The following is a 26,120-nucleotide window of genomic DNA, read 5'->3' as shown; positions in this document are numbered from 1 at the left end:
ATTAAAGCCATCGTGAAAGCAACTGTTCAATTACTTTCACAAAGCCGATCGCAATTTGAATCAACGGCCAACCCACAAAACAAATTAACACCGCCCAGCGAGTTTGAATATCCAAACCTTGGCGAACCGCCACAATTACAGCTAGCAAACTCCACACAGCTAATATCCGCTCTATTCCTTCTCCCAGCAAGGGAATTAAAGTTAAAAAATTCAGCACTTGGGGCGCGTAAGCAAAGCCGATCGGCACCAACAACTCCCCATAAGTTACGTGCCCCTGCTTCAGCCACTCTCCGATTTTAAAGATAGTGAAAGTCCAAAAATAATAACCCCCCGCAACTGCCAAACCATCTATCCAAAGTGCTAAAAATAACACTGATAGCTCAGTTCGATTGATTAACAAGATGACGGCGCTGCCCAAAACGCGGGACAGCGCAGCTAAAATTACAATTGTTAAAGCTATTCGCTTAGTTCTGCGAGTGTAGGGAGTTTTTTCGTAAAAATTGCCGTTCAAAGAAAGTGCGTTCCAAAGCGTTGCCCCCAAACCTGCAATTGAATCTTCTCCCTTCACGTGGAACTCCTGCTCCTCAAGATAGTTGACAATTTTTACAAAATAAGGTCTAATACAGCAGAATCACCGACCTATTTCTAGGTAATTAAGTAATTAATTGGCATTCTACCAGATTTTATTAAATGCTAAGATTGATTTTACGGATACTTGCGTGGCTGCGCGGGGGAAGTTTAAATTTGTTGCTCATCGCAGGTGTAATCCTGATAATTTGGGGCATTCTTTCGCCGGTGGGGACTGTTATATGGTGGCTGAATCAAAGTGCCGAAACTTTGGGTCTCAAGAAAAACCCGCCGGAGATATTACCCTCAAACAAGGGCAATTTAGAAGCCCGCAAGTCTTCGCAACTCAATTGTTATATCATCTTTTTACCGGGAGTTGGGGATTTTTCGGGGGACGAATTAACCCCTGGCGAAGAGTTCTTTCTCAAGCGTTTAGTTAAAACTCACCCGCAGTGCGTAGCAGTGGGCGATGTTTTTCCTTATTCAGCGTCTAACAAAAGTTTAGGAGGAGAGCGATGGCTAGCTCCTTTTTGGCGGTTTGCAGAACAGGCAAAAAAAGGGCCGATTGCGGGGAATATATTCATTAAAATTCGCAATCTCTGGAGGTTTGCAATTTCTCTAGATTATCGCTACGGCTTTGCATACAATCAGGGAATGGCTAATGCAATTATCGATCGCATGAATGCTCAATCTCCCATTTCAGTTAATTCTCAAAAACCTTTGAAAGTTATTTTAATTGGCACTAGCGGCGGCGCACAAGTTGCTTTGGGTGCTACTCGCTATCTTAAAGAATGGCTGAAGGCAGAAATTACCGTTGTTTCGGTTGGGGGCGTGTTTTCGGGAGAAAATGGTTTTGCAGAAGCCGATCGCATTTTCCACTTTCGCGGCACTCGCGATTCAATTGAGGATATTGGCGGCATAGTTTTTCCGAGTCGCTGGTACTGGTACGCGACTTCTCCTTTCAACCAAGCTCGTTTGCAAGGCCGCTATGCAGAAGCTTTGAGTGGCCCTCACAAGCACGACGGCGATGATGGATATTTTGGGGAAAATCTGGCGACGGAGGGTCAAAAGTATGTAGATATAACGCTGAACAAGATTAATCAATTGCCTGTTTGGTCTGAGGGCGCGTCCGATTGATCAGTTCTTGCCTATTCGATGCCTGTACAATTATAATTAAGTTAGGAGGAAAATTTTTAGTTTTAATTTATTCACAAAGAGAGGACTGGCGTTCATCATTAAAAACTAATTTTATTATAGTCACTAATAATAAAAATATTCGGAACCGTTGCTCTGAGCAACGCCAGGAATATATAGCAATCCTTGCAGGAGTCGTAAATTTTTTACCCCACCCCAACCCTCCCCTTATCAAGGGGAGGAAGTAAGAAATTCACAAATGATTTAGGATAGCTATACAAGTTAAATACACAACCGCTTAGTCATTAGTCATTAGTTATTAATTGTGTCATTGTTCGTTGTGCGTCGCTTGAAGCTTGGCCTTGTTGGCTTCCAGTCTCTACCTCCAATTCCCGATGCCCGATGCCCGATGCCCGATGCCCGATGCCCAATTCCCAATTCCCAATTCCCAATTCCCAATTATAAATGTCTCGACCAACATTATATATTGCCATCACCAATCACGGATTCGGCCACGCTGTCCGAGTTGCTTCCGTAGCTGCAAAAATTCAAGAATTAAATCCAGATATCTTACTAATTATCACAACAACAGCACCTCGCTGGCTGCTAGAATGTTATATTGGTGGCGACTTTATCCACCGTCCCCGCGCTTTTGATGTGGGTGTGGTGCAAGCTGACAGTTTGAATATGGATAAAGACGCAACGCTGGAAAAATTACGGGAAATTCGGAAAAAGCAAAATTCCCTAATTGCGGGCGAAGTTAATTTTATCAAGCAAAATCGGGTGGGTTTGGTGCTGGCAGACATTCCTCCTTTGGCAACGCGAATGGCGGCAGCGGCTGGGGTTCCTTGCTGGATGATGAGCAATTTCGGGTGGGATTTTATCTATCGCGAGTGGGGCGGGGAATTTGTAGAAATGGCAGATTGGATTGGTGAAAGTTTCGGAATGTGCGATCGGCTTTTTCGTCTTCCATTACACGAACCGATGGCAGCTTTCCCAAATATTCAAGATGTGGGCTTGACTGGCGGCAATCCTCGCTACAGTAATGAAAAAATTCGGGAAGTATTCGGCATCGAAACACCGCTGGAAAAAACTGTATTGCTGACTTTCGGCGGATTGGGTTTAGAGGAAATTCCTTATCAAAATTTACAGCTATTTAGCGACTGGCAATTTATTACTTTTGATGCGGGAGCTCCCGATTTGCCGAATTTGATTTATGTCAAAAATCAGGAGTTTGCACAATCTTTCCCGATTTTACCGCGTCCGGTTGATATTATGCCTGTGTGTGGGCGCTTAGTTTCTAAACCGGGATACAGCACTTTTGCGGAAGCTTTGCGCTTGGAAATACCTGTTATTTCTATAATGAGAGAAGGTTTTGCAGAAGCTGCGGTGTTGCTTGAAGGGATTCAAAATTATGCGGAACATCAAATCTTGACGGAGACGGAATTTTTTGAGGGGGAGTGGGAGTTTTTGCGACAACCGCTGCATCCGCCCTGTTTGTCGGATAAATTGGATAAAAATGGTACGGAGGTGATCGCCCAAGCTGTTGTAGACTATTTTTCATAAGTGCGATTAGAAATCGCTCTTACACAAACAAAGTCTACCTCCGCCGACATAAGACTTTTGCATCAGTCTCATCCAAAATCTAAAATCTAAAATCGAATGAATCACTATCAACAGATACTCAAGATTCAAACTACAGGGAAATCTCTGTGCAAAATCACTCCTAAGATAGAAGATGTGGTGGCGAATTCAGGTATTAAAACGGGACTTTGTAGTTTATTTTTGCGCCATACTTCTGCTAGTTTGGTGATTCAAGAAAATGCTGACCCGGATGTACTTAAGGATTTGGCTAACTTTTTGGCTAAACTGGTACCGGAGGGCGATCGCTACATTCACGATGCGGAAGGCCCAGACGATATGCCGGCGCACATTCGCACTGCGCTGACTCATACTTCTGAACAAATCCCGATCGATCGCGGCAGGTTGCTGTTAGGAACTTGGCAGGGAATTTACCTGTGGGAACACCGCCAGCGGGGTCACATTCGCGAATTAGTTGTTCACGTCAGCGGCACTTGATCGGAATTTGTACCTCGCTGATTTTAGTTGCTTCCGGCGTCATCGGGGAATTGTAAAAAAAGCGGCGCGGCGGCCCGACTATTTCGTATTCGGGATGTTCTTGAAGCCAATCTTTGAGTTTCTGGAGGTTATTTTCGTAGCTTTCCCAAGTGTATGCCCCGCGCACGCCGATGCTGACAACTGTCATCGGAGAAGTATCTGTGACTTCTACAGCGGAGTTAACGCTGCTGGGGGCGATATTTGGTGCGGGATAGAGGAACGAAACTTCTGCTTGGGGAACTGCATCGATTTGCCCGGAAGTTTCCGTGTAGCGCGCTTCTACTGGCGTTGTCATCGCTATTTGGTTGTTGCTGATGTGTTGAAATAAGGGATTGAAGGCGATGCCAGTTGCTTGTCGCAAATCGCCCGCGTGGGTGTAGGTGACAGCGCGGTAGTGAGGATATTGCTTAACTTCTATGACCCCAATCTGTGCGGGTTCAGGGAATCCAGTAGGTAATACCATTTGAGATTTAAAAGTTGAGATTTTACATTGAAGAATGGGGAAGACTGACTCCGCAAGGGTTTGGAACTTGCTTGCAGTTGCATTATTTTTGGCAACTGGTATAAATAGGCTGAGATTGTTTGCAGACAATCGTTCAGGTGGCACAATTAGTTTAGCAGTTATTTAAGGCGCTGCTAACTATCGATCGCCTAGAATTAGTTGAGAGATTATTAATTAACCTCGTAATAATACGGACGGCACTGAGTAACCAGAGAAACATTAATCTAGTTGTGCTTGAAAAATTAGCGTTTTTCCGGTGTTTGCTATTTGTGTCGGAAAATATTCCGCTGTTGGGCCCATCGAGCTGTGCGTTCTCAGTTATTGGGACGCTTATCGCGTTCAGTAACGCCTATCAATTATATCGCTTTCAGGGAATGACGTATGAAAAAGATTCTAGTGATTGAGGACGAGCAAGTAATTCGCGAGAATATTCTCAAACTCCTCAAAGCTGAAGGTTTCGACGTGAGGGGTGCAGAAAATGGAGCACAAGGTTTATATGCGGCAGTGTCAAATGTTCCCGACGTGATTATTTGCGACGTGATGATGCCAGAACTTGACGGGTATGGGGTGCTGATGGCCTTGCGATCTAATCCTGTTACTGCTACAGTGCCTTTTGTTTTTCTCACCGGTAGAGCCGATCGCTCTGAAATGCGGCAAGGTATGGAATTGGGAGCAGATGATTACCTGACTAAACCTTTTAGTAAAGCTGAACTGGTGGGCGCGGTATCGAGCCGTTTGAAAAAACAAGAAGCTGTCGCAGAACAGTACAATACTTTGCGATCGCAAAGCAGCGAATTTATCCAAAATACTGCCGACAAATTAGAGCAGATAAGAACCCGTTTGTGCAACGCACTGGAACGAGAAGAATTCCAAGTTTACTATCAGCCGCAAGTCAATGTCCAGACAGGTAAGATTATGAGCGCAGAAGCTTTAGTGCGCTGGGTACATCCAGAAAAAGGGCTAATTTCGCCTGCAGAATTTATTCCCCATGCCGAAGAAACTGGCTTCATTGTAGAGTTAGGCGAGTGGGTTTTGCAGACAGCCTGCCAGCAAATGCAAGTTTGGCAAAATGCTGGTTTTCCGCTCCGAATAGCTGTGAATCTGTCGCCGCGCCAATTTCACCAACCGGATCTCAGCAGCAGAGTTGCCCAAATTTTAGCAGAAACTGGTTTGGAACCGAGCAGTTTGGAATTAGAGCTGACAGAAAGTTTGATGGTAGAAGATGCCGAAAGTGCGATCGCGACTTTGCAACACTTGAAAAATTTGGGAGTTTGTATATCTCTTGACGATTTCGGAACTGGGTATTCTTCTTTAAGCTATCTGACGCAATACCCTTTCGATACTTTAAAAATAGACCGCTGTTTTATCAGCAATATCACCGATGGTTGCACAAATGCAGCGATTGTGAAAGCTATTATTGAAATGGCGCACAGTCTCTGTCTTGAGGTTATTGCCGAAGGAGTTGAAACAGAAACCGAAAAAGATTTTCTCTGGCGCTATAAGTGCGATATAATGCAAGGATATTTGTTTAGTCCTCCTTTGGCAGCAGCGGATTTTGAACAGTTGTTGAGGGCAGGAAAATAGAATACCTATTAAGTCAATATTGAGCAGACAATTAAGTGCGATCGGGGTGAAAGATGGTTTTAGAATCCAGCAGTAACGTTGACACACTCAAACCAAGCAACAAAAAAAATAATGATGTTTACATAGCTGTTAAACTAGCTCTATTGATAGTTTTTTTAGCTATTTTGTCCAAATTTTTTGTCATTGTCAACGCTGGAGAACGGGGCGTGGTGATGCAGTTTGGTAAAGTGCAAGAACAGGTACTCGGAGAAGGAATTCACGTAATAGTCCCCACAGTTTATAGTGTAAAAAAGTTGAGCGTCAGGGTGCAAAAACAGGAAAGTTCCGCTGAAGCCTCCTCAAAAGATTTGCAAAATGTTTTCACGGATGTAGCGCTAAATTGGCATATTATCCCAGAAGAAGCAAATGCTATTTTTCAACAAATAGGTGACGAGAAGGAAGTCGTTGCTCGCATTATAGATCCGGCGGTTGAAGAAGTATTAAAAGCAGTGATGGCAAAATACACGGCTGAAGAAATTATTACTAAACGGGGAGAAGTTAAAGCCGCAGTCGATGATTTTTTGACCTTGAGGCTGGTTACATATCACATTGCCGTTGACGATATTTCTTTAGTACACGTTCACTTTTCGGAGCGGTTTAGCGAGGCCGTGGAGGCGAAACAAATTGCCGAACAGGAGGCAAAAACAGGGGAGTTTTTAGCGCTGAAGGCAGTAAAACAGGCCGAGGCTAAGGTGAATTTAGCCAAGGGAGAAGCCGAAGTGCAAAGGTTGCTGCGGGACAATTTGACTCCGGAACTTTTGGAAAGGCAGGCTATAGAAAAATGGGATGGGAAATTGCCGCTGATTGTTGGTGATGGGGGTAAAAATTTATTGGATTTGAGGAAATTTGTTGAGAGATAATTATAATCCTAGACGCACGAGTGGGGAGAAACCGGGTTTTTTACGAAAATACACGGCGTTTAGCTTTTTATGTTGGTAAAAAAACTGGTTTCTTGAGTATTGGTGCGTAAGCGATCAATTAGCAACTACCAGCACCTTAAGTTAATATCTGTTCAAAAGCTTTAGTAATTGCAGTTTGAAAACGCTGTCTGTGCTTCAGTTTTAAAACTGGTTTAATTATTTCAAAACATACATTAGAACTTGGTTTGCTATCTATAATTTTAATCGCTCGCAGTGTAGATAGCTGCAATTCTTTTTTTACCATCAATTCAGGAATAGCGGCTGCACCTGTGCCACTTTCCACCACTGCTTTTACCATTTCACTGCTATTCAAAACTAAAGTTACATTCAATTCATTGGGATTAATGCCCCAACTTTGCAAAGCTTGTTCCAACATTTGCTGAACTCCAGAACCAGCTTCTCGCATCACCCAATCCGTTTCCGCAATTTCCGCTAAACTCACATCTGCACGTTCAAACCAAGGGTGAGATTTGCCAACTACAATCAGCAAGCGTTCGCTGCCTACAACTTCTTCTTCCAGAGTGATCTTAAGCGAAGCTTTGATGTCTCCCGTCACTAAACCCAAATCAAATGTTCCCGTCGCCGTCCCCGCACAAATTTCTTCGGCATTTGCCAAAGTACAATTCACGCAAATACCAGGATATTTTTGTTTGAACTTGCTAAGTTTATCAGGCAACCAATAATTGCCAATGGTCAGACTGCAACCCACGTTTAATTCGCCTCGTTGCAAGTCGTTCAACTCCCGCAAACCTCTCTCAGTCAAAGCAACTTGGTCGAGAATTTTCTGAGTTTCAACTTGCAGCAACTTCCCAGCATCTGTGATTTCGATGCGGCGGCCGATGCGGTGAAATAGTTTTACTCCGTATTGCGCCTCTAAGCTTTGGATTGTCGCGCTGACAGCGGGTTGGGTGATGTAAAGTTCCTCGGCTGCGCGGCTGAAGTGCAGGTGTTCCGCGACAGCTAGAAAAACTCGCAGTTGGTCAAGCGTCATTCCGGCCATGCTGAGTACCCTTTTACTAAATACAGTTATTTTTTGAGATTAAAATCTCTGGCGGCTAAACTTTGACTTGAACTTTTCGATCGAGTCTCTGGTACAGATTGGAATTCCCCAAAAAGCACGGTTCCCAGCCGGTATTTGAAATTTACTTTTAAGGTCAAGGGTTTGAGCTTTTGACGACAGATAGGTCTGCTATTCCAACAGTTCTTTTCGGGGTGGCACTGCATCACTTGTATTTATTAATTCGATAAAAAACAACATTTGATTCTACCCCTCAAGAGCCTTAATGTGATACTTAAGCTTCTAACGCAGGGCCCCATGCTGAAGCAGCACCGACAAGTTTAAGCCGATCGCCAAAAGTCGATCGACAAAAAGAGAGAAGATAAATGACTAAGAAAACGCCAAAAAATCACAGTCCCCACGGCTTAAAGCCGGACTGCCTCTCCTTCGGGGAGGTTTTAGCTCAATCCTTTGCCGTCATTGCACCTACAACTATACCCGCATCTAATCTAGGGTTAATTGTAGCTCTTTCGGGTAACGGGACTTGGCTGAGCTTTCTCATCGGCTTGATAGGCCTAGTATTTGTCAGCATCAATATCAACCAATTTGCGAGTCGATCGGCTTCTGCAGGTTCTCTTTATTCTTATATTGTTAAAGGACTAGGCCCGACTGCCGGCGTAATTTGCGGCTGGAGTTTGGTACTGGCTTATCTATTTACTGCGATGTCCGTTTTGTGTGGTTTTGCTAACTTTACGGGTACTTTCATCGGTCATTTAGGCATCCATCCGTCACCGATTACGCTGTTAGCGATCGGGGCCGGCGTTGCTTGGTATGCAGGTTATAAAGATATCCAGCTTTCAGCTATGGCGATGCTGTGGCTGGAGGGGGTATCAGTGGGAGCGATTTTTATTTTGGGAATGATCATCTGGGCGCACAAAGGTTTTGCCCTGGATATGTCCCAATTAACTTTGGAAGGCGTAACTCCGGGGAACATAGCGACGGGACTTGTCTTAGTAATGTTTGGTTTCTCTGGTTTTGAAAGTGCTACATCTCTGGGCGACGAAGCGAAAAAACCCTTAAAAAATATCCCCAGGGCTGTCATGGGCAGTGCTGTCATGGCAGGCTTATTCTTCGTTCTGATGACCTATATTGAGGTTTTGGGTTTTAGCGGGACTGGAGTTTCTATTACTAATAGTGAAGAACCTCTGACTTTTCTATCGCAACAAGTCGGCATGGGCTGGCTGGGAGAGTTAGTGGCTTTAGGCGCTTTATTTAGCTTTTTTGCGTGCGTGCTCGGCAGCATCAATCCAGCGGCGAGAGTGTTTTTTATGATGGCGCGGCACGGTTTGTTTCACTCTTCATTAGGTGTAGCGCATTCATCTAATAGAACTCCCCACGTTGCAGTAACGATGTGTACATTTATGACATTTTTGGTGCCTGCTGTGATGTCTATGTTTAACATCAAACTGTTTGATTGTATGGGTTATTTGGGGGCAATTTGCAGCTACGGATTTTTAACGGTATACATCTTGATTTCGATCGCGGCTCCGGTTTACCTGCACAAAATTCGTAAATTGCGCCTGCAGGATGTAGCGTTCTCGGTGGCGGCGATCGCATTTATGATGATTCCGATTGCGGGAAGTGTGGGCATTCCAGGCAGCACTATGTTCCCAGTTCCCGAAGCTCCTTACGATGCGTTTCCTTACTTGTTCTTGATCTACTTGGTGCTTACTTGCGGGTGGTTTTTCTTGCAGCGGCGGCGCTATCCTGGACTTGTGGGTTCAATGGAGCAAGGTATTGACGCAATTCATGCCAAATTCGAGTAATAAAATGCAATTTACGGCGGTGTTCGATTGAAAGCAGTATCGATCGACAATCAAGGCTTTGATTAGTTGCAAGGCGATGTTTATAGATGTTAATTTAGCCGCCAAGACCGCCAGGGAATTAATTCCCTGGCTAATAGCAAAAGTCCTCTGAAGAGGACTAATAATTTCTTCAGTCCTCTTCAGAGGACTTGAGCTTTGAGGCGGGGGTTTTAACCCCTGCCGGACTGCGGGAGCAACCGCAAAGACCGCTGAAATTAAGGAGACACAGAAATGAACGAATTACTAACAGCAATTTCTACGGCAATGACAGCTTTTACAGCTACTAATCTTGACGATATTCTGATTCTGCTGCTGTTTTTCTCGCAGGTGAATGCAGTATTTCGGCGCAGGCATATCGTCTTCGGTCAGTTTCTGGGCTTTACTGCACTGGTTTTGGTTAGCCTTCCGGGGTTTTTTGGTCGCTTAATCTTTCCGCCAGATTGGATCGGAATGCTGGGTTTGCTGCCAATTGCGATCGGGCTTAGCCGCTTGTTGAATCCAGAAACTGACGATTCGGAAGCTGAGGCAGAATTAGAGCAATCTGAAAAATCTTTTTTTAGCAGTTTTTTGTCTCCTCAAACTTACAGCGTAGCAGCGGTGACGGTGGCAAATGGGGGCGACAATATCGGGATATATGTGCCGCTTTTTGCTAGCAATACTTTAGAGAGTTTGGCGGTAGTTCTCACTGTATTCTTCGGGATGGTGGGCGTTTGGTGCTACGCTGCTTATCGGTTAATTCAGATGCGGGCGATCGCGGATACTTTGACTCGCTACGGCAATCAATTAGTACCTTTTGTTTTAATCGGATTGGGAATGGCGATTCTGGTGAAAAGCGGCACTCTGGCAAGCCCAACTTTAAGTATAATATCTTTAGTTGGTTGCGCTTTCTGTTTGATAACTATGAGCAGAAGTAACGCCAGCGAAACGGAAGTTTAGAAAAATTGCAGGGACAGCACATGAATTGGATTGCAGCAGCGATTATTGCCGGGATTACATCTTTTGCCGCAACCAATATAGACGATATGGTGCTTTCGATGCTGTTCTTTGCCCAGGTAAATGATACTTTCCGCCCCCGGCATATCTTTGTCGGTAAGTACCTCGGATTTGCAGCACTCATCGCTGCTAGTTTGCCCGGTTTTTTTGGCGGTTTAATTGTGCCGAAAGCTTGGATTGGCTTGCTGGGTTTGCTTCCGATCGCGATCGGCATCAGTCACTTAGTCAAGCCAGAAAATGAGGAAAATGACGTACAAGCAGTATCGGGCGAATTTAACCGTCAATCCAACTCATCTGCTGTGTCAAAACTCGCCAATCTTTTCAATCCCCAAACTTTGAATGTGGCTGCGGTAACAGTGGCCAACGGGGGTGACAACATCGGTATTTATTTGCCGCTGTTTGCTAGCAGCGATTTGCCGAGCTTGGTGGTGATTTTGGCGGTTTTCTCGGTGATGGTAGGTGTTTGGTCTTATGTCGCGTACCGATTAACTCGCCAAAGGGCGATCGCCCCTATTTTGACGCGCTATACCAAGGCTGTTGTCCCTTTTGTCTTGATTGGTTTGGGAATATTCATTCTGATTGAAAGCGGTACTTATCGCCTGCTCCCGGCATTTCAATTTAACTAAGAATTAGCCTCGGTTTCGCTACTTACATCCCTCTAGAGGTAGATAATTTTTCCGAACTTCATAAGTTCTAACTCATCATTTTTACCTTGCCAATTGTTGGCTTAAAATCGTGTCTAAATTACTTGCCATATATCACCCAGTATGCTAAGTTAATAATGAACTAATTGACCGAGCTAAAAGCAGCTTCAAACTAATTTAGCCTGGAATTTTGACTAAAGTTCAAGCAATCTTGTGAGCTAGCAAATTGCCAGACTTAGGCAAGAATATACCTTTCATTTCAATAATACTGTAGTGGTGAATCCAACTCAGCTAAAAACTTGAGGAGTAATCCTTAAAATATCGCCAGAACACTTCGCCACTACCCCACGCCGCTCGAATTTGACAAGAGGTCTAATCCTAAAAAACCCGATTTTTCGATTCTGCCAAATTTGGTTTTTCAGGCAAACCAGTTAAAGATAGTTCGTTTTTGCCTAAGTCTTAAAATAGCAAGCAAACAGAAAGTTGGAAAAAACCTGACAATCTAGAAAAGGAGAAAAATTGTGAAAATCTTCAAATTTGTTTTAGTGCTCTTGGTAATGGTCGCCAATTTAGTATTCGTTCCCCCATCTTGGGCAGACGCTCCAAAAACGCCGAGATATGCGAGCAATCCCGACTACATAGAGGTGACTCAAGCTTTGAACACTCTCAAGGCAGCGAAAGACGCACCCGATACCGCCCAGAATTATACCCCTGAGCAACTTCAGCAAAAAATCTCTCAATTGGAGTTTCAAAAATACACTTTAGAAACTGGAAAGCCTTGGGGTCAGTGCCGCAACGAGACAGGAAAAACCCTGGCTGTCTACGGGCCGAAACGCAAAAAAGCCGCTTCTTCTACTTACGAGAATGCCCTTTATTTTCTAGCTGACGGCCAAACAACTGAACATAAATGGGATTGCGATGGAATTTATCTACCCAGCGATATCAAAGCAACCGATTTAAGAACGACCGATCAACCTTCAGAAGAATTGACTGGCGGTCTAGCTGTTAAGATAGTTGACGGAACTCAAGTTGTAGCGAGAGCTAATCCCGATACGGGGGCTGTAGAATTCAACGTTCCTACTGCTAAGATTTTCCAGCCTGGGGATGCGAATTGGTTTGTTCCTGATGTGACTCAGGCGTACATAGATACGCAAGTTCCCAACGCCCCTACTGAGGAAAATGATTAGTTTTGGTGAAGTTGTAAAGCACTCGGCTGTTTAAACCCCGTTGCAACGCAAAATCCTACCGGGGAGCAATCCCCGGCGGATAATCATCCAAGCGAAAATATATCGGTTTACCTTCTTATTTCCCGTTAAAATTAAAAGGTTGATCTATGCTATTAAATTGGAAATCCACAAAAGTAAATACAGAAAAGATTAAGCGACCAAACCCGTCACGGGTGCGGGATCACTTGGCAAACGAGCGTACTTATTTAGCATGGATGCGGACAGCAATATCGCTGATGGGTTTTGGCGTAGTTATCGTGCGCCTTCGCACCTTTCATCCCCCTCTACTCCCAACTCCCGGCAATGGCTGGAAGTTGGGTTTGCTTTTTTCAGCAGTGGGTTTGCTGACGGTGTTATTCTCAACTAAGCACTACTTTGGCGTCCGTCACGATATCGATTACGATACTTATGAACCTACCGATCGCTGGGTAATTCTTTTCAGCCTCGCGATCGCCATCCTAGGGGCTGGGGTAATTTATTATATGTTCACCGTTCCTTCTAGCTCATTTGGTTTGATGGCACCTGAATAATGGTGGCGGTTTAATATGAATATTAAAGAGTTCGACCGCGTGCAATTATCGTTCAAACCGATGCAAGTAGATGATGAGAAACCAAAGCAGCAAAATCTGTCGCGGGCGATCGATCGATCGGCAAATGAGCGCACCTTCTTAGCCTGGATGCGGGCCGCGATCGCCCTCATGGCTTTTGGCGTCGTCATCATCCGACTTCGCGTCGTGCAAATGCCCGTAGATTACCGTCAGGCGATTGGGTGGAAGTTGGGTTTAATCTTCTCTCTAATAGGTTGGGTGACAGTCTTAATCTCAACTAAGCATTACTTCACCGTTCGCCACCAAATTGACCACGATACCTACAATCCCCCAGACGCCATGGTTTTATTTTTCAGTTTCGCTGTGGGCTTATTGGGAATTGGAGTAATTTATTCGATTTTGGCAATCGCCCTGAGCCCAAGTAGTTCTGTTATACCCGATTGATTGTCAACAGGAGTTAATTATGAACAGCGATACAGTTGCCACGATCGCTTCCATTCTCATCTTAGGTGCTGCTATCTGGGCAGCATTCGTAGTGCTGGAGACTGTCGCGAAAATAGTCCCTAAATTGCTGGGCGTGACAGTCGCGATCGGGCTTTTGCTCGTTTACCTGCAATATTACTGGGGCATCGATACTGCATATCTTTGGCAAACTGTCAAGCATTTGCCTGAAGCTTTCAATTTCTCGATCGGCGCTTAAATCATCACCAGCCAGCATTCTCAACAACCTCTCCCGGATAGATATTTTTGTACCGGGAAAAAACTAGATTTAGCCGATCGCCCCGGAAATACGGTAACTTTATCGACTTACTAGACATAACTGATTTGGGCTGTTAAACTACGGTAAGTCGATCGAGTAATGAGCTATTAACGTGGAAAACGCTAAAAAAGTCATTGAAGAGTACCAGCTTGCAGGACAACTGACCCAACAGTTGCCAGAAGCTAAGGGCTTTAACGAAGTCTGGTTTAAAAAGATCCGAGGCGGGTTGCTTCTGGCAATTGGATATTTGCTATCACCCCTGTGTTGGTGGAACGACATATTTTTCAATCTGCCAATTGCCTACGCCTTTGGGTATATCTGTAGTTGGCTTTCCGCAGATTTACTGTTTCCTTGCACAATAGTCGGCTACTGGCTTTCCAATATTGTGGGAATTCTGTTGATGCAGCTAGGAACTTTAGATGTTTTTGCCGACAAACCCAAGGACAAAAACCTCAAAAAAGAGTTATTGACGGGTTTAGTATCATCAACCGCCTTCACTGTTGTCATTGTGGCATTGATTCATTTTAATGTTCTCGAAACTCCCGATTTCTTTGCCGGCCAGCAGTCGGTTAAACTCACCTCGGCTTTACCTGTGACGCTCGTCACTTCAAGGTAGAACGCCGAATATAAACCCCATAAATGAATCCAGGGTTTTTCATCAGTTACACAGGTACATATAAGAAAATCAGGGAGCTTTTACACTACAATTTTTGTAGTTGGATTGATTTGCATTTACTTACTTTTACCAAGTTTTTTGTAGCTTAAGAGGCGGTAAATCTCAAGCGTTAAAAAGCAAAACTCCTGGCAACGCATATTGAAATGCAAGTGATATTTAGCCTGTGTAGCTGTGTTGTTCTAGCCGCCCAAGTTATCTATTTGTTGGTTGGCAGCGCTTAAATACACAGTTTTTGGGCATAACCGTGAACTACTTATTACTATCGTTTCTCAGCTTTTTTGTGGGCATTATCGTTGGTTTGACCGGAGTTGGCGGAGCCTCGCTCATCACCCCAATGTTAATTTTTGTTTTCCAAATTCCAGCATCAATTGCTATTAGTTCGGATGTCGTAGCTGCTACACTGATGAAAGTTGTTGGTGGCTTCAAACACTGGCAGCAAAAGACCCTCGACTTGCAAATAGTTAAGTGGCTGGCTTTGGGTAGCGTGCCCGGTTCGCTGACTGGCGTGTGGATTTTACACTGCATCAAATCCAGCGGCAGTCAGGACTTAGACAGCATATTGCTGCGTGTTCTTGGAGTAGGGATCGCCCTAATTGTCGCTTTATCGCTGACCCAATTAGTGGTCAAAACATTTTTCCCTAAGTTTAAATTGCCTGCGACCCCAAAATGGGACTTAAATACTAATTATGGCCGTATTTGTACTGTGAGTGCGGCAGCAATTTTAGGCTGCATAGTGGGAATCACTAGCGTGTCTTCCGGTTCGATGTTTGCACTGTTGCTGATAGCTTTTTTCCGCCTGGATACTTCTAAATTGGTGGGTACAGATATTTCCCAGGCGGCAATTTTGTTGATGTTTACATCTCTGGGACACCTCAGCCTCGGAACAGTAGACTGGAGTTTAGTATTGCCAATTTGGTTGGGTTCGGTGCCGGGAGTTTTGGTAGGTGCTAAATTCTGCCAAATTATGCCTCAACGCCCGCTAAAGTTTGTTATTTACGGAATGTTGGCGATGGCTAGTTGGAAGTTGTATCAAGTCTGAAAAGTAGGGTAAGGTCAGGAGTATTGCGGTCAACAAATATGCGCTTTCGGTGCATTCCGCCAGGGAATTAATTCCCTGGCGGTCTTTCGGGTTAAGCTGATAGCAATGTCGCTGTAATGAAGCTCGCCCCTACTACAATTTAATAATTGCTGACTAATGATTCGAGTTCGCGGATCGTCGGCAATTCTAAATCTTTGAACAAGGCTGTACTGAGGTAGCGTTCGCCATAAGAAGGCTGCACAAAAACTATCAATTTTCCAGCATTTTCGGGACGCTTGCCGACTTCAATTGCGGCACACAAAGCGGCGCCTGCAGAAATTCCTGACAACAATCCTTCTTCTCTGGCAAGTCGGCGGCTGTACGCGATCGCATCTGCGTCGCTAACTGCGATCACCTCATCAATTAACTCTGGTTTCAACACTTCCGGGATGAATCCTGCACCAATCCCTTGAATTTTGTGAGCACCAGATTTGCCTCCCGAAAGCACGGGGCTGCTTGCGGGTTCAACTGCAATTACCCTAAAACTAGACTTTCGCGGTTTAATTACTTCAGCAACTCCAGTAATCGTACCGCCGGTGCCAACTCCAGCAACTAAAAAATCTACTTTACCCTCTGTATCTTCCCAAATTTCCTCGGCCGTGGTTGCCCGGTGAATTTTCGGATTAGCGGGGTTGCGAAACTGTTGCAGCATGAAAGCGTCGGGGGTTTCTTCTACAATTTCTTCCGCACGGGCGATCGCGCTTAACATCCCTTCATGTCCCGGAGTTAATTCCAACTGAGCTCCGTAAGCTTTCAGCATCGATCGGCGTTCCGTACTCATCGTATCCGGCATCGTTAAAATCAGACTGTACCCTTTCGCCGCTGCGATCATTGCCAAAGCAATTCCAGTATTGCCTGAAGTCGGTTCAACTAAAATAGTTTTACCCGGTTGAATTAAACCCGCATCTTCTGCCGCCTGAATCATGCTCGCTGCAATCCGATCTTTCACCGAAGCAGCCGGATTCATCCCTTCCAATTTGGCCACAATTTGAGCAACTACTCCTTCGGACTGGGGAATTGTATTGAGCTGAACTAAAGGAGTTCTGCCAATTATTCCTGTAACATCCTTAGCAATTCTCATGGCTTAATTTCTCTCCATTTAAATGTAGTACATGGGATGTGCTTGTTTGCGAACATCCCGCTGTTCGCACAAATCTTGTAATGTATATTTCCCCAAAACAGACCAAGATGCCTGTTGAGCTTCCTGCCATATTTCTAGCACCGCAGTTTTTTCTATTGTTACAGATTCCGAAACTTTTTGGGTCGGGCCACTGCCGTCGCCTTCGAGAGTCGAAAACACCTCTAGCAAAGTAATCTGCCAGGGCTCTTTCGCCAGCAAATAACCGCCTTTAGCACCCCGCAGACTCTGGACAATACTTGCACGCCGCAGCACGGCAAGAATTTGGTCTAGATAGCGTTCCGGTATCTCTTGAGAAGCAGTAAGTTCGTTTACTGTTAGGGGCGAATCCTTCGGGTAGTGGCTCGCCAGTTCCAAGAGCGCTAACAGGGCATATTGTACTCTAGAAGATAGTTCCACATTCCCCACTGGCGATCGAGTTTAAATTGTACATTATATAATAGTACATAATTCCGGTAGGTATACAGGTGTTAGTATATTTTTATTACAAAAACGGTTGGAGAAATCCCGTGAGCAACGTAAATGTAGGTTTAAGCTGTCGGCATTGTCGGTATTACGAGCAGCACGGGCACAGGGGCGGAAACTGCCTGATCCTCGGCGTGGGGGTACAGGGTGGGTGGAAAGCTTGCCCCTTCTTGGTTCCACCCTTTGCACCGTCTTGGGAAGGGCCAGAAGCGGGTAGAGCAGGAGAGTCTCAAATGTTGCAGGGAGCGAGTATATTAAAGGCAATACCGCCCCCTTAAAGTAACTGTTAAGTAGGTAGGCGGATATATGCTGTCTCATCGTTAAGTTTATTCATACTCACCTACTTAAGGGTAGTCAACAGGTGCGAGATATCGCATCTGTCGGCAGTGAGAAGAAAGAAATCAACACAAAGAAAAAAGCAAGTGCGATCGTCGCCTTTGCTTTTGAACTTATTGACGAGTCGATGAGAAAACTTAATTAACGCCAATTCGATACAAATTATCTGTTGTCTAGAAAACTCTGAATTGGCTCTAATATCGCATTGTCACCAAATAAATTCTTTTGCACCGCATTCCTATCACCTACATCGGCGCTCGTAAAATATTAACAGTTAATAACCTTTTATATTTCGTAGTGCCACACCTCAGAAGGTTGCAGAATAATCCGGTGGAGTGGCAGACGATCGATCAAGCCTTGCTGCTCAAAATGACCCAAGGTGCGAGTGACAGTTACGCGACTTGTACCGATGATTTCTGCAATGTCCTGATGCGTTAAAATCATATCGATCAAATGTCCTTGCTCTACCTCAGAACCAAACCTCTTAGCCAGCCAAGTTAATAGTTGATAGAGCATAAAATCAACTCTTTTGTAACCTCGCATTACCATAAATTCTTCAGCCTGCTGAATGTGATTGAGCAAAATATCTCTATTTAGCCAGCGATCGCCCGATAGTAAAATTGCCTCCACTTTAGTGAGGCATTCAATTTGAAAAGGATCGCATTTTGATATCGCTTTGCCGATCGTATCACCAGGCCCCCACAATCCCAAGGTGATAATTGTGCCATCTTCAAGCCACGTTACAGTTCGCACTACTCCACTTTCAATTCGCCACAGAGCATTGCTTCTGTTGGGCAAGTGCGAGCGACGAGAAAATATATGTCTGCTCGTTTCATCAAAAGTTTTAGTGGAAAGAGAAGCAATAGTCATAGCCAGTTACTGAAAGAATAAAAGTTAGTTTGTCCAATGACAGCAGGATAGTGTGGCTGGCAAAAATCTATATAAATTAAAGCTTTACTAGATTCCTGCACCATCTAAGAACTGTGTAATGAATAAATCCGAAGACAGAAATAATTCATGTTTTTCGACCTCGGCTTGCTCTGATTGAGTTGTTTTGAGCGGAGATAATTGAGATTTTAAAAAATCCACCTGCTCTTCTAAATCCTTAATTCTATCGAACAAAGCTCGAATAGCTTGAGCTTCCAAATCCGGTAAGCCTTGAGAATTTAAAGCATCTTCCACCTGCTTTTTCCGAGAGATAATGCGGCCGGGGATTCCCACAACTGTGCAATCGCTAGGGACATCCCGCAGCACTACCGAACCCGCACCAATCCGAACATTATTGCCAATTTGAATATTGCCTAAAACCTTAGCACCGGCTCCCACAACTACATTTTCTCCCAGCGTCGGATGCCGTTTTCCTATTTCTTTACCCGTGCCGCCAATGGTGGCTCCTTGATAAATTACAGCATAATCTCCAACGATCGCAGTTTCGCCAATTACCACCCCCATGCCGTGGTCGATAAACACCCCCCTACCAATTTTTGCTCCTGGGTGGATCTCAATACCTGTTAAAAAGCGACTTACTTGGGAAATCAAGCGCGGTACAAACGGCAGGCCAGCGGAATAAAGCCAGTTTGCTATCCGGTGCAAAAAAAGTGCTTGCAGTCCGGGATAGCAAAATAATACTTCCAGCCAGTTGCGGGCCGCGGGGTCGCGTTCGTAAATAATTTGCAAGTCACTGAACATATTTAGTCTCGCCGTGTTTGGGTTATACAGTATCGGCAGTGCCAACGGTTTAAGCTGCATAAAGCAGTATTGGTTTTGGCATTCTTACATATAATACTATAACCCGACCGAATTACAGTAGTTTAGTTGAAAAAAATTTTCTTTCCCCAGCCCTTTCTAAGCTGCCTCCGATATTTTCCGCGAAACAAACGGTACAGCTTGTTTGACTTCTTGCCGCAGCGGAATCTCGATCGAGAATTCCGTCCCCAATCCCGGTGTCGAATCGCAGCGCAGCGCACCCTTGTGCTTTTCTACGACAATTTTATAGCTGATGGACAGTCCCAATCCTGTCCCTTTTCCGACCGGTTTCGTCGTAAAGAAGGGGTCGAACAGCCGTTTTTTGACATTTTCTGCCATACCGGGGCCGTTGTCAGATATCCGCACAATTATTTTGTCAGGGATTGAATATTCTGTGGTTATGGCGATCGCGATCGGATTGGCTTTCGCTGCTTTGGGCCCGCGATCGAAGTTGTAACTCTCAAGGGCGTCGATCGCATTAGCCAGAATATTCATAAACACCTGATTTAATTGTCCGGCATAGCACTCTACTAAAGGTAAATTGCCGTAGTTTTTAACAATCTCGATCGGCGGGCGATCGCCTGTAGCTTTCAGGCGGCTTTGCAGAATTAGCAGAGTGCTGTCAATGCCTTCATGGATGTTGACAGGTTTCATTTCGCTTTCGTCTAAACGAGAGAAATTCCGCAAAGATTTGACAATTTGAACAATGCGATCTGCTCCTATTTTCATCGAAGATAGCAGTTGCGGCAAATCTTTGCTGAGAAAGTCAAAGTCAATATTTTCTAAATACTCGGAAATTTCAGAGGGAGGGTGTAAATATTGTTTTTGGTAGAGTTTTACCAACTCCAACAAATCGCTAGTATATGCGCTGGCGTGGTGGATGTTGCCGTAAATAAAACTAATAGGATTGTTCACTTCGTGGGCAACACCAGCAACTAATAAACCCAAACTAGACATTTTTTCCTGCTGAATCAATTGGCTTTGAGTTTGCTGCAACTCTTGCAAAGTTTGTTCTAGCCTTTGAGATTTAGCCGTGCGTTCTGCTGCTATTTTTTCAATTAAAGCGGTATAATTCCACAAGCTCATTAGATAAAGTGTCCCCGCCAAAGTTAAGATTGTCCCCAAAACTAAAACAGTCAAAGAGCGCCAAAATCTTAGAGGATTAATGTACTCTGGCGTTAGTCGCAGTTGCAGCAACCACCTGCGATTTTCAATATTGAGAATGCGGGTGCAACTGCTGCCATCCGGGCAGTAAGCTCTTTCCCCAATTTGGAGTTGATTTTTAATGTTTTCGTCGGTGACGATCCTTTTAGTCTTTGCTTCATAAAAGGCGAGAAATCTTTCTGCTTCAGGAGCCATAGCATCTTGAAGATACACATTAACAAAGTTGAGTTGAGTTTCCTGTAAAGCTGACTTAACAATAGCATCAACGAGCAAAATTCCCAATGCAAAACCTTTCAAATTTTCTGGATTTCTAGCAGTTAATTTTTGTGACCATTCGCCGCCGGTGTCGTCAGCAGAAATTTGACTAAAAATTGGCAAAAATACGAAGACGCTTGGTTGATTTTGTGAAGACCATTTTTGGCGGTCAGTCGCGATAATTTCTTGTCTTTTGACGGCTTTTTCTAACGCTAGCCGATTAGCAGTCAAATCTAAACCTAAATCTATTTCATCAGTCAGGAATTGCGGAGAGTCAGAAACACTGGGCAGCCAAGCGATCGCCTTCAGGCTCGGATGGCGGTACAGGGCAGGACCAACAAATGTATTAATTTCGGGCTTTTTAACGCCGTCAAATACGCTGTAAAATGCTCCCACCGCCCGAATTATTTCTAAATTGCCGCTAACATCTCTCTGAATGTCTGTAGCTATTTTGTCCAGCCGGTCTTGCAGTTCGGCTTGCATGGATTTGTATTCCCAATTGTACGCAACTGAAGAGGCGATCGCAGACAATCCTAATCCTGCACAAAGTGTTAATCCTGCCTGGATGTAACGGCGATAACTAAGTAAAGTGCTAGTTGCTAAATTCTTGAATTTGTTAGCAGTCATATTCTTCACCTATCTTTTTTCTAGTTCTCGTTCTCAGGCTCTGCCTGGGATTTCTCGTTTTTCTCGTTCTCAAGCTCTGCCTGGGAATGAATTTCAGGAGGCTCTGCCTCCGATTTAGAGCCACGAGACAGCATTACCAGGCACGAGCCTGGTAACGATGTGGGAGCAGTGTTTTGTAGAAGATCCCGGATAGTATTTTGAGTAAGATGCAGTCGCTGATTTAAATTGAATAGGCAGGAAAAGTCATGGCGTGTTTGGGCTTGACGTAAACCTGCTGATCTCGCGTTAACTGTAGAGAATCGAAGCGCTCGCGACTCACGTAAGCTGTTACTACCTGCTCCGATTCTAACAGTAACTCGGTTTGTATTTCCCGCCCTAAATGAATGATGCGACTGACTGTTGCTAATGCAAAACCCGACTGCGGCTTAGTTTGAATTTCCACATCGTGGGGGCGCAAAAACACTAAATCAGAATGGGCTGCTCCGTTATTGTGAGCCGTTGTGGCGTTGCTGGCGAACAAACCCGCAGCATTCGGCAGCACATTGACAGGCCCAATAAAACTCATCACAAAAGCTGATGCAGGTTTGTCGTAAATTTCAGCAGGAGTGCCAACTTGTTCGACTCTACCTTTGTTCATCACCACAATTTCATCGGCTACTTCCATAGCTTCTTCTTGGTCGTGAGTCACAAAAACTGTGGTGATGTTAACTTCTTTGTGAAGGTTGTGCAACCACGATCGCAATTCTTTGCGGACTTTAGCATCTAATGCTCCAAAAGGTTCGTCTAGCAGCAGCACTTTTGGTTGAACTGCTAGAGCTCTCGCCAAAGCAACCCGCTGCCGCTGGCCCCCAGAAAGTTGCGAAGGATAGCGATCGCCCAAACCTGTCAACTGAACTAAATCCAAAAGTTCCTCAACCCGCCTGCTAATAGAACCTTTAGGAACTTTGCGAATTTCCATCGCAAAAGCAATATTTTTCCGAATAGTCATGTGTTTGAATAAAGCGTAGTGCTGAAACACAAAACCGATATGGCGTTCCTGCACCGACTGATGAGTAGCATTTTCACCAGTCAGGTAAATCTGACCGCTGTCCGGCGGTTCTAGCCCCGCGATCATCCTCAGCAGAGTCGATTTCCCGGAACCGGAAGGCCCCAACAGCGCGACTAAAGATCCCCTTTTAATTTCCAAATTCACGTTGTCAATTGCGTGGAAGGAGCCGAAGTGTTTCGATACGTTCTGAACTGTAATGCTCATGAGTCTATTTACCTATTTTTGGAGTTAAAAAAGTAAACTCCGCTTATCTGACAGATTTACAGTAGTATATCCTGAAAATAATATTTTGCAAGGTCTGTAACTTTTTGTATAGGATCTCGATGCCCTCCTGATGGGGACTACGTTTCAAAGTTGAGGCTGGCGGGCCGTTCGAGTTAAACCGTCAGCGTTTCGAGATGTGGCTGTAGCGGTAAATGCGATCGTCCCAGAATAAGCAATGCTGAAATTACGCAGAAACCGGGTTGGATGGACGAAAATACTGCATCAAAACCTTTAAAACCTTTAATCCGCGTAAAAAACCCGGTTTCTTTGCTGTCGCTCTATATTTTAGGTCTGCCGACAATTCCCCGACTGCCGGCGATATTGAAGATTTCAGGTAGGAATTGCTCAATCTGAGGTGCGATCGCACACAATTTAGATCACAATAGTTAATTCAGAAGCCAGCCAGCTTCACCTTTGAGAAACTGACAGAATAGTAAATTCTAACCAGAACACCACTATGGGAAAACCAACAGGCTTTATCGAATTCTTGCGCGAATTGCCCTCCGAACTCTCACCAGTCGAAAGAGTCCACAACTGGGACGAATTTCACCTGCCGATGGATGAGGACAAACTCCGCACCCAAGGCGCGCGCTGCATGGATTGCGGCATTCCGTTTTGCCACACGGGTACAATTATCAGCGGCATGGCAAGCGGCTGCCCGATTAACAACCTCATCCCCGAATGGAACGACCTAGTATATCGCGGACTGTGGAAAGAAGCCCTAGACAGACTCCACAAAACGAACAACTTCCCTGAATTCACCGGCCGCGTCTGTCCCGCCCCCTGCGAAGGCGCTTGCGTGCTCGGCATCAACAACCCGCCGGTGACGATTAAAAACATCGAAGCGGCAATTATCGATAAAGGCTGGGATGAAGGCTGGATTACCGCCGAACCACCTGCCAAACGCACCGGCAAAAAAATCGCCGTCATCGGTTCCGGGCCCGCAGGTTTGTCCGCCGCCGCGCAACTAAATAAAGCCGGTCATTGGGTAACAGTATACGAAAGAGCCGATCGACCAGGCGGCCTGCTAATGTATGGCATCCCCAACATGAAGCTAGACAAAGAACAAGTCGTAATGCGCCGCCTCAAAGTCCTCGAAGACGAAGGCGTGACATTCGTCTGCAACACCGAAGTCGGCAAAGACTTGCCAGCAGAACAACTGCTAAAAGAATACGACTCAGTTGTGCTCTGTACCGGCGCCACCAAACCCCGCGACTTGGGCATCCCCGGCCGGGAATTAAAAGGCATCCACTTCGCAATGGACTTTTTAACTGCCAACACCAAAGCAGTTTTAGACAAGAGCACCAACGATAACTTCATCTCCGCCGAAGGCAAAGATGTCGCGATCATCGGCGGCGGCGACACCGGCACCGACTGCGTGGGCACCTCCATTCGCCACGGCTGCAAAAGCCTGGTACAGCTAGAAATCCTGCCGAAACCGCCCTCAGAACGGGCGGCCAACAATCCCTGGCCCGAATGGCCGAAAGTCTACCGCCTCGACTACGGCCAAGAAGAAGCAGCAGCCAAATTCGGCGACGACCCCCGCGGCTATCTCACCACGGCGACAAAGTTCGAGGGCGACGAAAACGGCAATGTCAAAGCTGTGCACACCGTTGAGGTGGAGTGGGCGAAAAACGAGAAAGGGCAGTTCATTCCGAACCACATCCCGGGCACCGAAAAAGTTTTGCCCGCACAGCTTGTCTTGCTAGCGATGGGCTTCCTCGGCCCGGAACAGCCTTTGCTGGATGCGCTGGGATTGGAACGGGACGCGCGCAGCAATGTGAAAGCCGAGCACGAAAAATATACAACCAGCATTCCGGGAGTTTTCGCGGCTGGTGACTGTCGCCGGGGACAAAGTTTGGTGGTTTGGGCGATTAACGAAGGGCGGGGCGTGGCCCGGGAGTGCGACCTTTATCTGATGGGGAGCACTGATTTGCCTTAGTTGGTAGGATTTACAGTAGGGAGACGGCGCCGTGCCCAAGGCGTGTCAACTTAAGCTTTTCGTCCGCCAGTCCTCCCGCCTACCCGGCAGTCCGCCAGGGAATGAATTCCCTGTCTAATAGCGAAAGTCCTCTGAAGAGGACTAATCAGTTTACAAGTCTTTTTCTCACTCCTCTTAAGAGGAATTTAGTTTTGAGGCAGGGGTTGAAACCCCTGCCGGACTGAGGGTTTAACGCCTTTGTTGACCGGAGCAAAGACACGGCAGTGCCGTTTCCCTACCCGAGAACCTGTACTTCACTCGGCTGAAAACTGGTATATTACGCATTAGTTTGTAGTCAGGACTTCAGTCCTTTCTTTTCTCAGGACTAAAGTCCTGACTGCGAACCTATTTTGCTAAAATACAAGTACATAAACAACATAAATTTGATACATTGTTCAGGTTTGCTGCAACAAATCTACTAAATTAAAAACTTATGACTACTCATCCTATCAACCGCGCCACTACCCTCAAAACTGCCTATCAAGTCTGTAATCCTCTCCAATCCTTAGAAGGTGCAGATCTCGATCGCTATTATGTTGATTTATCGGATGTTCGCAAAACCGAAGCGATCGCAGGTGTCAGTAACATTTTAGACTGTCAAGAACCAGAACAGTTTACCACAATCCTGTTTACCGGACATCGCGGCTCTGGCAAAAGTACCGAATTGAAGCGAATTCAAAAAGAGTGGGAAAAAGATTATCGCGTCATTTATCTGGAAGTCAACGAGGAGACAGATATTAATGATGTCGGTTATACAGATTTCTATTTAATTGCCATTAAGCGAGTTGAGTTTGAAATGCGCCGGCTGGGGCTGAAATTAGATTCTCGACTGATGGATAATTTTGAGGCTTGGTTTAAGGATGTCACCGAAGAAACAGAACGAACCGTTGAAAGTTCCATCAGCATCGAAGGAGAAGCAACTTTGGGGCCGGAAGCTCCATTTTTAGCGAAGTTGTTGGTCAAATTACTGGCACAAATCAAAGGTTCTGATAAGCAGAAAAAAACAATTCGCCAAACTTTAGAAAAAGATATTTCTAGATTGAAAGCCGATATCAACTTGCTGTTAAATGATGCTGTCAAAAAGCTGCGTAAAAAGTTTCCTAACTATAAAGGTTTTTTAATTATATTTGATAATTTAGACCGCGTTCCTCCCAAGGTGGCAAACCATTTATTTTTTGACTATGCCGCCCAACTTCAAGAACTGAACTGTACGATGATTTATACAGTTCCGCTGGGAGCTCTGTACTCGTCTCAAAATGCCGTCAAGAATTTTGACTGTCCTCACATTGTCCCGATGGTCAATATTTATGAATTTAATCGAGATAGCTGTGACTTAAACTACAATGAAGTTAGCTTAAATGCTATGGCTAAGTAGTCAAACAAAATTAATTACACAAACAACTAATATGATATAATAAAAAATATCAAGTTTTGTTCAAAGAGGT

General features: G+C 45.0%; 26 protein-coding genes. 17 read left to right on the top strand and 9 right to left on the bottom strand.

What is annotated here, in order from left to right; all coding sequences use genetic code 11:
• Nucleotide 1 precedes the first annotated feature (1 nt).
• Nucleotides 2-568 (bottom strand): hypothetical protein, encoded by a 567-nt coding sequence (locus QUA77_RS22685; RefSeq protein WP_333037764.1) that lies wholly within the window; start codon nucleotides 566-568, stop codon nucleotides 2-4.
• Between the two features lie 122 nt (nucleotides 569-690).
• Here QUA77_RS22685 and QUA77_RS22680 point away from each other — a divergent pair, with 122 nt between their 5' ends.
• The 3 genes from QUA77_RS22680 to QUA77_RS22670 all read left to right on the top strand — a co-directional run bounded on the left by QUA77_RS22680 (nucleotide 691) and on the right by QUA77_RS22670 (nucleotide 3,780).
• Nucleotides 691-1,704 carry a hypothetical protein gene (locus QUA77_RS22680; RefSeq protein ID WP_333037765.1) on the top strand — a complete coding sequence of 338 codons (1,014 nt, stop codon included), beginning with the start codon at nucleotides 691-693 and terminating at the stop codon, nucleotides 1,702-1,704.
• Between the two features lie 462 nt (nucleotides 1,705-2,166).
• Nucleotides 2,167-3,267: a glycosyl transferase gene (locus QUA77_RS22675; protein ID WP_333452644.1), complete on the top strand. Its 1,101-nt coding sequence runs from the start codon at nucleotides 2,167-2,169 to the stop codon at nucleotides 3,265-3,267.
• Between the two features lie 96 nt (nucleotides 3,268-3,363).
• Nucleotides 3,364-3,780 (top strand): secondary thiamine-phosphate synthase enzyme YjbQ, encoded by a 417-nt coding sequence (locus QUA77_RS22670; protein ID WP_333062634.1) that lies wholly within the window; start codon nucleotides 3,364-3,366, stop codon nucleotides 3,778-3,780.
• On the opposite strand, the gene QUA77_RS22665 is transcribed toward QUA77_RS22670, so the two are convergent.
• On the bottom strand, nucleotides 3,767-4,282 hold the full coding sequence (locus tag QUA77_RS22665) for a heme-binding protein (protein ID WP_333037769.1): 516 nt from the start codon (nucleotides 4,280-4,282) through the stop codon (nucleotides 3,767-3,769). The two genes, QUA77_RS22670 and QUA77_RS22665, sit on opposite strands and share 14 nt — an antisense overlap.
• Before the next feature lie 420 nt (nucleotides 4,283-4,702).
• Between QUA77_RS22665 and QUA77_RS22660 the strand changes: the two genes are divergently transcribed.
• Nucleotides 4,703-5,905 (top strand): EAL domain-containing response regulator, encoded by a 1,203-nt coding sequence (locus tag QUA77_RS22660; RefSeq protein ID WP_333452642.1) that lies wholly within the window; start codon nucleotides 4,703-4,705, stop codon nucleotides 5,903-5,905.
• 53 nt (nucleotides 5,906-5,958) lie between these two features.
• Nucleotides 5,959-6,804: a prohibitin family protein gene (locus tag QUA77_RS22655; protein WP_333452640.1), complete on the top strand. Its 846-nt coding sequence runs from the start codon at nucleotides 5,959-5,961 to the stop codon at nucleotides 6,802-6,804.
• Between the two features lie 136 nt (nucleotides 6,805-6,940).
• On the opposite strand, the gene QUA77_RS22650 is transcribed toward QUA77_RS22655, so the two are convergent.
• Complete coding sequence (locus tag QUA77_RS22650; RefSeq protein WP_333452638.1) at nucleotides 6,941-7,864, bottom strand: LysR family transcriptional regulator; 924 nt, start codon at nucleotides 7,862-7,864, stop codon at nucleotides 6,941-6,943.
• A 383-nt stretch (nucleotides 7,865-8,247) separates the two neighbouring features.
• Between QUA77_RS22650 and QUA77_RS22645 the strand changes: the two genes are divergently transcribed.
• From QUA77_RS22645 to QUA77_RS22605, 9 genes are all read left to right on the top strand, one after another.
• On the top strand, nucleotides 8,248-9,687 hold the full coding sequence (locus QUA77_RS22645) for an APC family permease (RefSeq protein ID WP_333452636.1): 1,440 nt from the start codon (nucleotides 8,248-8,250) through the stop codon (nucleotides 9,685-9,687).
• Nucleotides 9,688-9,957: 270 nt separating this feature from the next.
• A complete protein-coding gene (locus QUA77_RS22640; protein ID WP_333037779.1) occupies nucleotides 9,958-10,662 on the top strand; it encodes a cadmium resistance transporter in 705 nt (234 codons plus the stop codon).
• A gap of 20 nt (nucleotides 10,663-10,682) precedes the next feature.
• Nucleotides 10,683-11,345: a cadmium resistance transporter gene (locus tag QUA77_RS22635; RefSeq protein WP_333037780.1), complete on the top strand. Its 663-nt coding sequence runs from the start codon at nucleotides 10,683-10,685 to the stop codon at nucleotides 11,343-11,345.
• Between the two features lie 539 nt (nucleotides 11,346-11,884).
• Nucleotides 11,885-12,550: a hypothetical protein gene (locus QUA77_RS22630; RefSeq protein WP_333452634.1), complete on the top strand. Its 666-nt coding sequence runs from the start codon at nucleotides 11,885-11,887 to the stop codon at nucleotides 12,548-12,550.
• 146 nt (nucleotides 12,551-12,696) lie between these two features.
• Nucleotides 12,697-13,119 (top strand): DUF202 domain-containing protein, encoded by a 423-nt coding sequence (locus QUA77_RS22625; RefSeq protein ID WP_333068952.1) that lies wholly within the window; start codon nucleotides 12,697-12,699, stop codon nucleotides 13,117-13,119.
• Between the two features lie 15 nt (nucleotides 13,120-13,134).
• Nucleotides 13,135-13,581 carry a DUF202 domain-containing protein gene (locus QUA77_RS22620; RefSeq protein WP_333037785.1) on the top strand — a complete coding sequence of 149 codons (447 nt, stop codon included), beginning with the start codon at nucleotides 13,135-13,137 and terminating at the stop codon, nucleotides 13,579-13,581.
• 19 nt (nucleotides 13,582-13,600) lie between these two features.
• Nucleotides 13,601-13,837 carry a hypothetical protein gene (locus QUA77_RS22615; protein WP_333037787.1) on the top strand — a complete coding sequence of 79 codons (237 nt, stop codon included), beginning with the start codon at nucleotides 13,601-13,603 and terminating at the stop codon, nucleotides 13,835-13,837.
• 172 nt (nucleotides 13,838-14,009) lie between these two features.
• A complete protein-coding gene (locus QUA77_RS22610) occupies nucleotides 14,010-14,513 on the top strand; it encodes a hypothetical protein (protein WP_333452631.1) in 504 nt (167 codons plus the stop codon).
• 304 nt (nucleotides 14,514-14,817) lie between these two features.
• The gene (locus tag QUA77_RS22605; RefSeq protein WP_333037791.1) at nucleotides 14,818-15,612 is read left to right on the top strand and encodes a sulfite exporter TauE/SafE family protein; all 795 of its coding nucleotides are present in this window, start codon (nucleotides 14,818-14,820) and stop codon (nucleotides 15,610-15,612) included.
• Between the two features lie 139 nt (nucleotides 15,613-15,751).
• Here QUA77_RS22605 and cysK read toward each other — a convergent pair whose 3' ends face one another.
• Together cysK and QUA77_RS22595 are read right to left on the bottom strand one after the other, a co-directional pair.
• Nucleotides 15,752-16,732, bottom strand: a complete 981-nt coding sequence (gene cysK / locus QUA77_RS22600; protein ID WP_333452629.1) for a cysteine synthase A — start codon at nucleotides 16,730-16,732, stop codon at nucleotides 15,752-15,754.
• A gap of 18 nt (nucleotides 16,733-16,750) precedes the next feature.
• Nucleotides 16,751-17,188 carry an Rrf2 family transcriptional regulator gene (locus QUA77_RS22595; RefSeq protein ID WP_333452626.1) on the bottom strand — a complete coding sequence of 146 codons (438 nt, stop codon included), beginning with the start codon at nucleotides 17,186-17,188 and terminating at the stop codon, nucleotides 16,751-16,753.
• Nucleotides 17,189-17,298: 110 nt separating this feature from the next.
• Here QUA77_RS22595 and QUA77_RS22590 point away from each other — a divergent pair, with 110 nt between their 5' ends.
• Complete coding sequence (locus tag QUA77_RS22590; RefSeq protein WP_333452625.1) at nucleotides 17,299-17,532, top strand: hypothetical protein; 234 nt, start codon at nucleotides 17,299-17,301, stop codon at nucleotides 17,530-17,532.
• Between the two features lie 343 nt (nucleotides 17,533-17,875).
• Here the strand turns inward: QUA77_RS22590 and QUA77_RS22585 are convergent, their stop codons facing one another.
• The 4 genes from QUA77_RS22585 to QUA77_RS22570 form a co-directional block, all read right to left on the bottom strand.
• Nucleotides 17,876-18,460 (bottom strand): Crp/Fnr family transcriptional regulator, encoded by a 585-nt coding sequence (locus QUA77_RS22585; RefSeq protein WP_333452623.1) that lies wholly within the window; start codon nucleotides 18,458-18,460, stop codon nucleotides 17,876-17,878.
• Nucleotides 18,461-18,547: 87 nt separating this feature from the next.
• Nucleotides 18,548-19,279 (bottom strand): serine O-acetyltransferase, encoded by a 732-nt coding sequence (gene cysE, locus QUA77_RS22580; protein WP_445302098.1) that lies wholly within the window; start codon nucleotides 19,277-19,279, stop codon nucleotides 18,548-18,550.
• A gap of 156 nt (nucleotides 19,280-19,435) precedes the next feature.
• Nucleotides 19,436-21,382: an ATP-binding protein gene (locus tag QUA77_RS22575; RefSeq protein ID WP_333452619.1), complete on the bottom strand. Its 1,947-nt coding sequence runs from the start codon at nucleotides 21,380-21,382 to the stop codon at nucleotides 19,436-19,438.
• Nucleotides 21,383-21,602: 220 nt separating this feature from the next.
• Nucleotides 21,603-22,634, bottom strand: a complete 1,032-nt coding sequence (locus QUA77_RS22570) for a sulfate/molybdate ABC transporter ATP-binding protein (RefSeq protein ID WP_333452617.1) — start codon at nucleotides 22,632-22,634, stop codon at nucleotides 21,603-21,605.
• Nucleotides 22,635-23,151: 517 nt separating this feature from the next.
• Between QUA77_RS22570 and gltD the strand changes: the two genes are divergently transcribed.
• Together gltD and QUA77_RS22560 are read left to right on the top strand one after the other, a co-directional pair.
• Complete coding sequence (gltD, locus tag QUA77_RS22565; RefSeq protein ID WP_333452616.1) at nucleotides 23,152-24,636, top strand: glutamate synthase small subunit; 1,485 nt, start codon at nucleotides 23,152-23,154, stop codon at nucleotides 24,634-24,636.
• Nucleotides 24,637-25,108: 472 nt separating this feature from the next.
• Complete coding sequence (locus QUA77_RS22560; RefSeq protein ID WP_333452615.1) at nucleotides 25,109-26,050, top strand: P-loop NTPase fold protein; 942 nt, start codon at nucleotides 25,109-25,111, stop codon at nucleotides 26,048-26,050.
• Nucleotides 26,051-26,120: the final 70 nt, after the last annotated feature.

The sequence above is a fragment of the Microcoleus sp. K5-D4 genome (assembly GCF_036704575.1).
Taxonomy (GTDB): Bacteria; Cyanobacteriota; Cyanobacteriia; order Cyanobacteriales; family Microcoleaceae; genus Microcoleus.
This window is presented reverse-complemented; position numbering and strand designations above follow the sequence as displayed.

What these genes read in the sequence shown, in the direction of transcription:
- QUA77_RS22560 (WP_333452615.1), top strand. Translation starts at nt 25,109, where the DNA reads ATGACTACTCATCCTATCAACCGCGCCACTACCCTCAAAACTGCCTAT.
- QUA77_RS22635 (WP_333037780.1), top strand. Translation starts at nt 10,683, where the DNA reads ATGAATTGGATTGCAGCAGCGATTATTGCCGGGATTACATCTTTTGCC.
- gltD (WP_333452616.1), top strand. Translation starts at nt 23,152, where the DNA reads ATGGGAAAACCAACAGGCTTTATCGAATTCTTGCGCGAATTGCCCTCC.
- QUA77_RS22665 (WP_333037769.1), bottom strand. Translation starts at nt 4,282, where the DNA reads ATGGTATTACCTACTGGATTCCCTGAACCCGCACAGATTGGGGTCATA.
- QUA77_RS22655 (WP_333452640.1), top strand. Translation starts at nt 5,959, where the DNA reads ATGGTTTTAGAATCCAGCAGTAACGTTGACACACTCAAACCAAGCAAC.
- QUA77_RS22615 (WP_333037787.1), top strand. Translation starts at nt 13,601, where the DNA reads ATGAACAGCGATACAGTTGCCACGATCGCTTCCATTCTCATCTTAGGT.
- cysE (WP_445302098.1), bottom strand. Translation starts at nt 19,279, where the DNA reads ATGTTCAGTGACTTGCAAATTATTTACGAACGCGACCCCGCGGCCCGC.
- QUA77_RS22645 (WP_333452636.1), top strand. Translation starts at nt 8,248, where the DNA reads ATGACTAAGAAAACGCCAAAAAATCACAGTCCCCACGGCTTAAAGCCG.
- QUA77_RS22650 (WP_333452638.1), bottom strand. Translation starts at nt 7,864, where the DNA reads ATGGCCGGAATGACGCTTGACCAACTGCGAGTTTTTCTAGCTGTCGCG.
- QUA77_RS22675 (WP_333452644.1), top strand. Translation starts at nt 2,167, where the DNA reads ATGTCTCGACCAACATTATATATTGCCATCACCAATCACGGATTCGGC.
- QUA77_RS22625 (WP_333068952.1), top strand. Translation starts at nt 12,697, where the DNA reads ATGCTATTAAATTGGAAATCCACAAAAGTAAATACAGAAAAGATTAAG.
- cysK (WP_333452629.1), bottom strand. Translation starts at nt 16,732, where the DNA reads ATGAGAATTGCTAAGGATGTTACAGGAATAATTGGCAGAACTCCTTTA.
- QUA77_RS22680 (WP_333037765.1), top strand. Translation starts at nt 691, where the DNA reads ATGCTAAGATTGATTTTACGGATACTTGCGTGGCTGCGCGGGGGAAGT.
- QUA77_RS22575 (WP_333452619.1), bottom strand. Translation starts at nt 21,382, where the DNA reads ATGACTGCTAACAAATTCAAGAATTTAGCAACTAGCACTTTACTTAGT.
- QUA77_RS22660 (WP_333452642.1), top strand. Translation starts at nt 4,703, where the DNA reads ATGAAAAAGATTCTAGTGATTGAGGACGAGCAAGTAATTCGCGAGAAT.
- QUA77_RS22570 (WP_333452617.1), bottom strand. Translation starts at nt 22,634, where the DNA reads ATGAGCATTACAGTTCAGAACGTATCGAAACACTTCGGCTCCTTCCAC.
- QUA77_RS22620 (WP_333037785.1), top strand. Translation starts at nt 13,135, where the DNA reads ATGAATATTAAAGAGTTCGACCGCGTGCAATTATCGTTCAAACCGATG.
- QUA77_RS22640 (WP_333037779.1), top strand. Translation starts at nt 9,958, where the DNA reads ATGAACGAATTACTAACAGCAATTTCTACGGCAATGACAGCTTTTACA.
- QUA77_RS22585 (WP_333452623.1), bottom strand. Translation starts at nt 18,460, where the DNA reads ATGACTATTGCTTCTCTTTCCACTAAAACTTTTGATGAAACGAGCAGA.
- QUA77_RS22670 (WP_333062634.1), top strand. Translation starts at nt 3,364, where the DNA reads ATGAATCACTATCAACAGATACTCAAGATTCAAACTACAGGGAAATCT.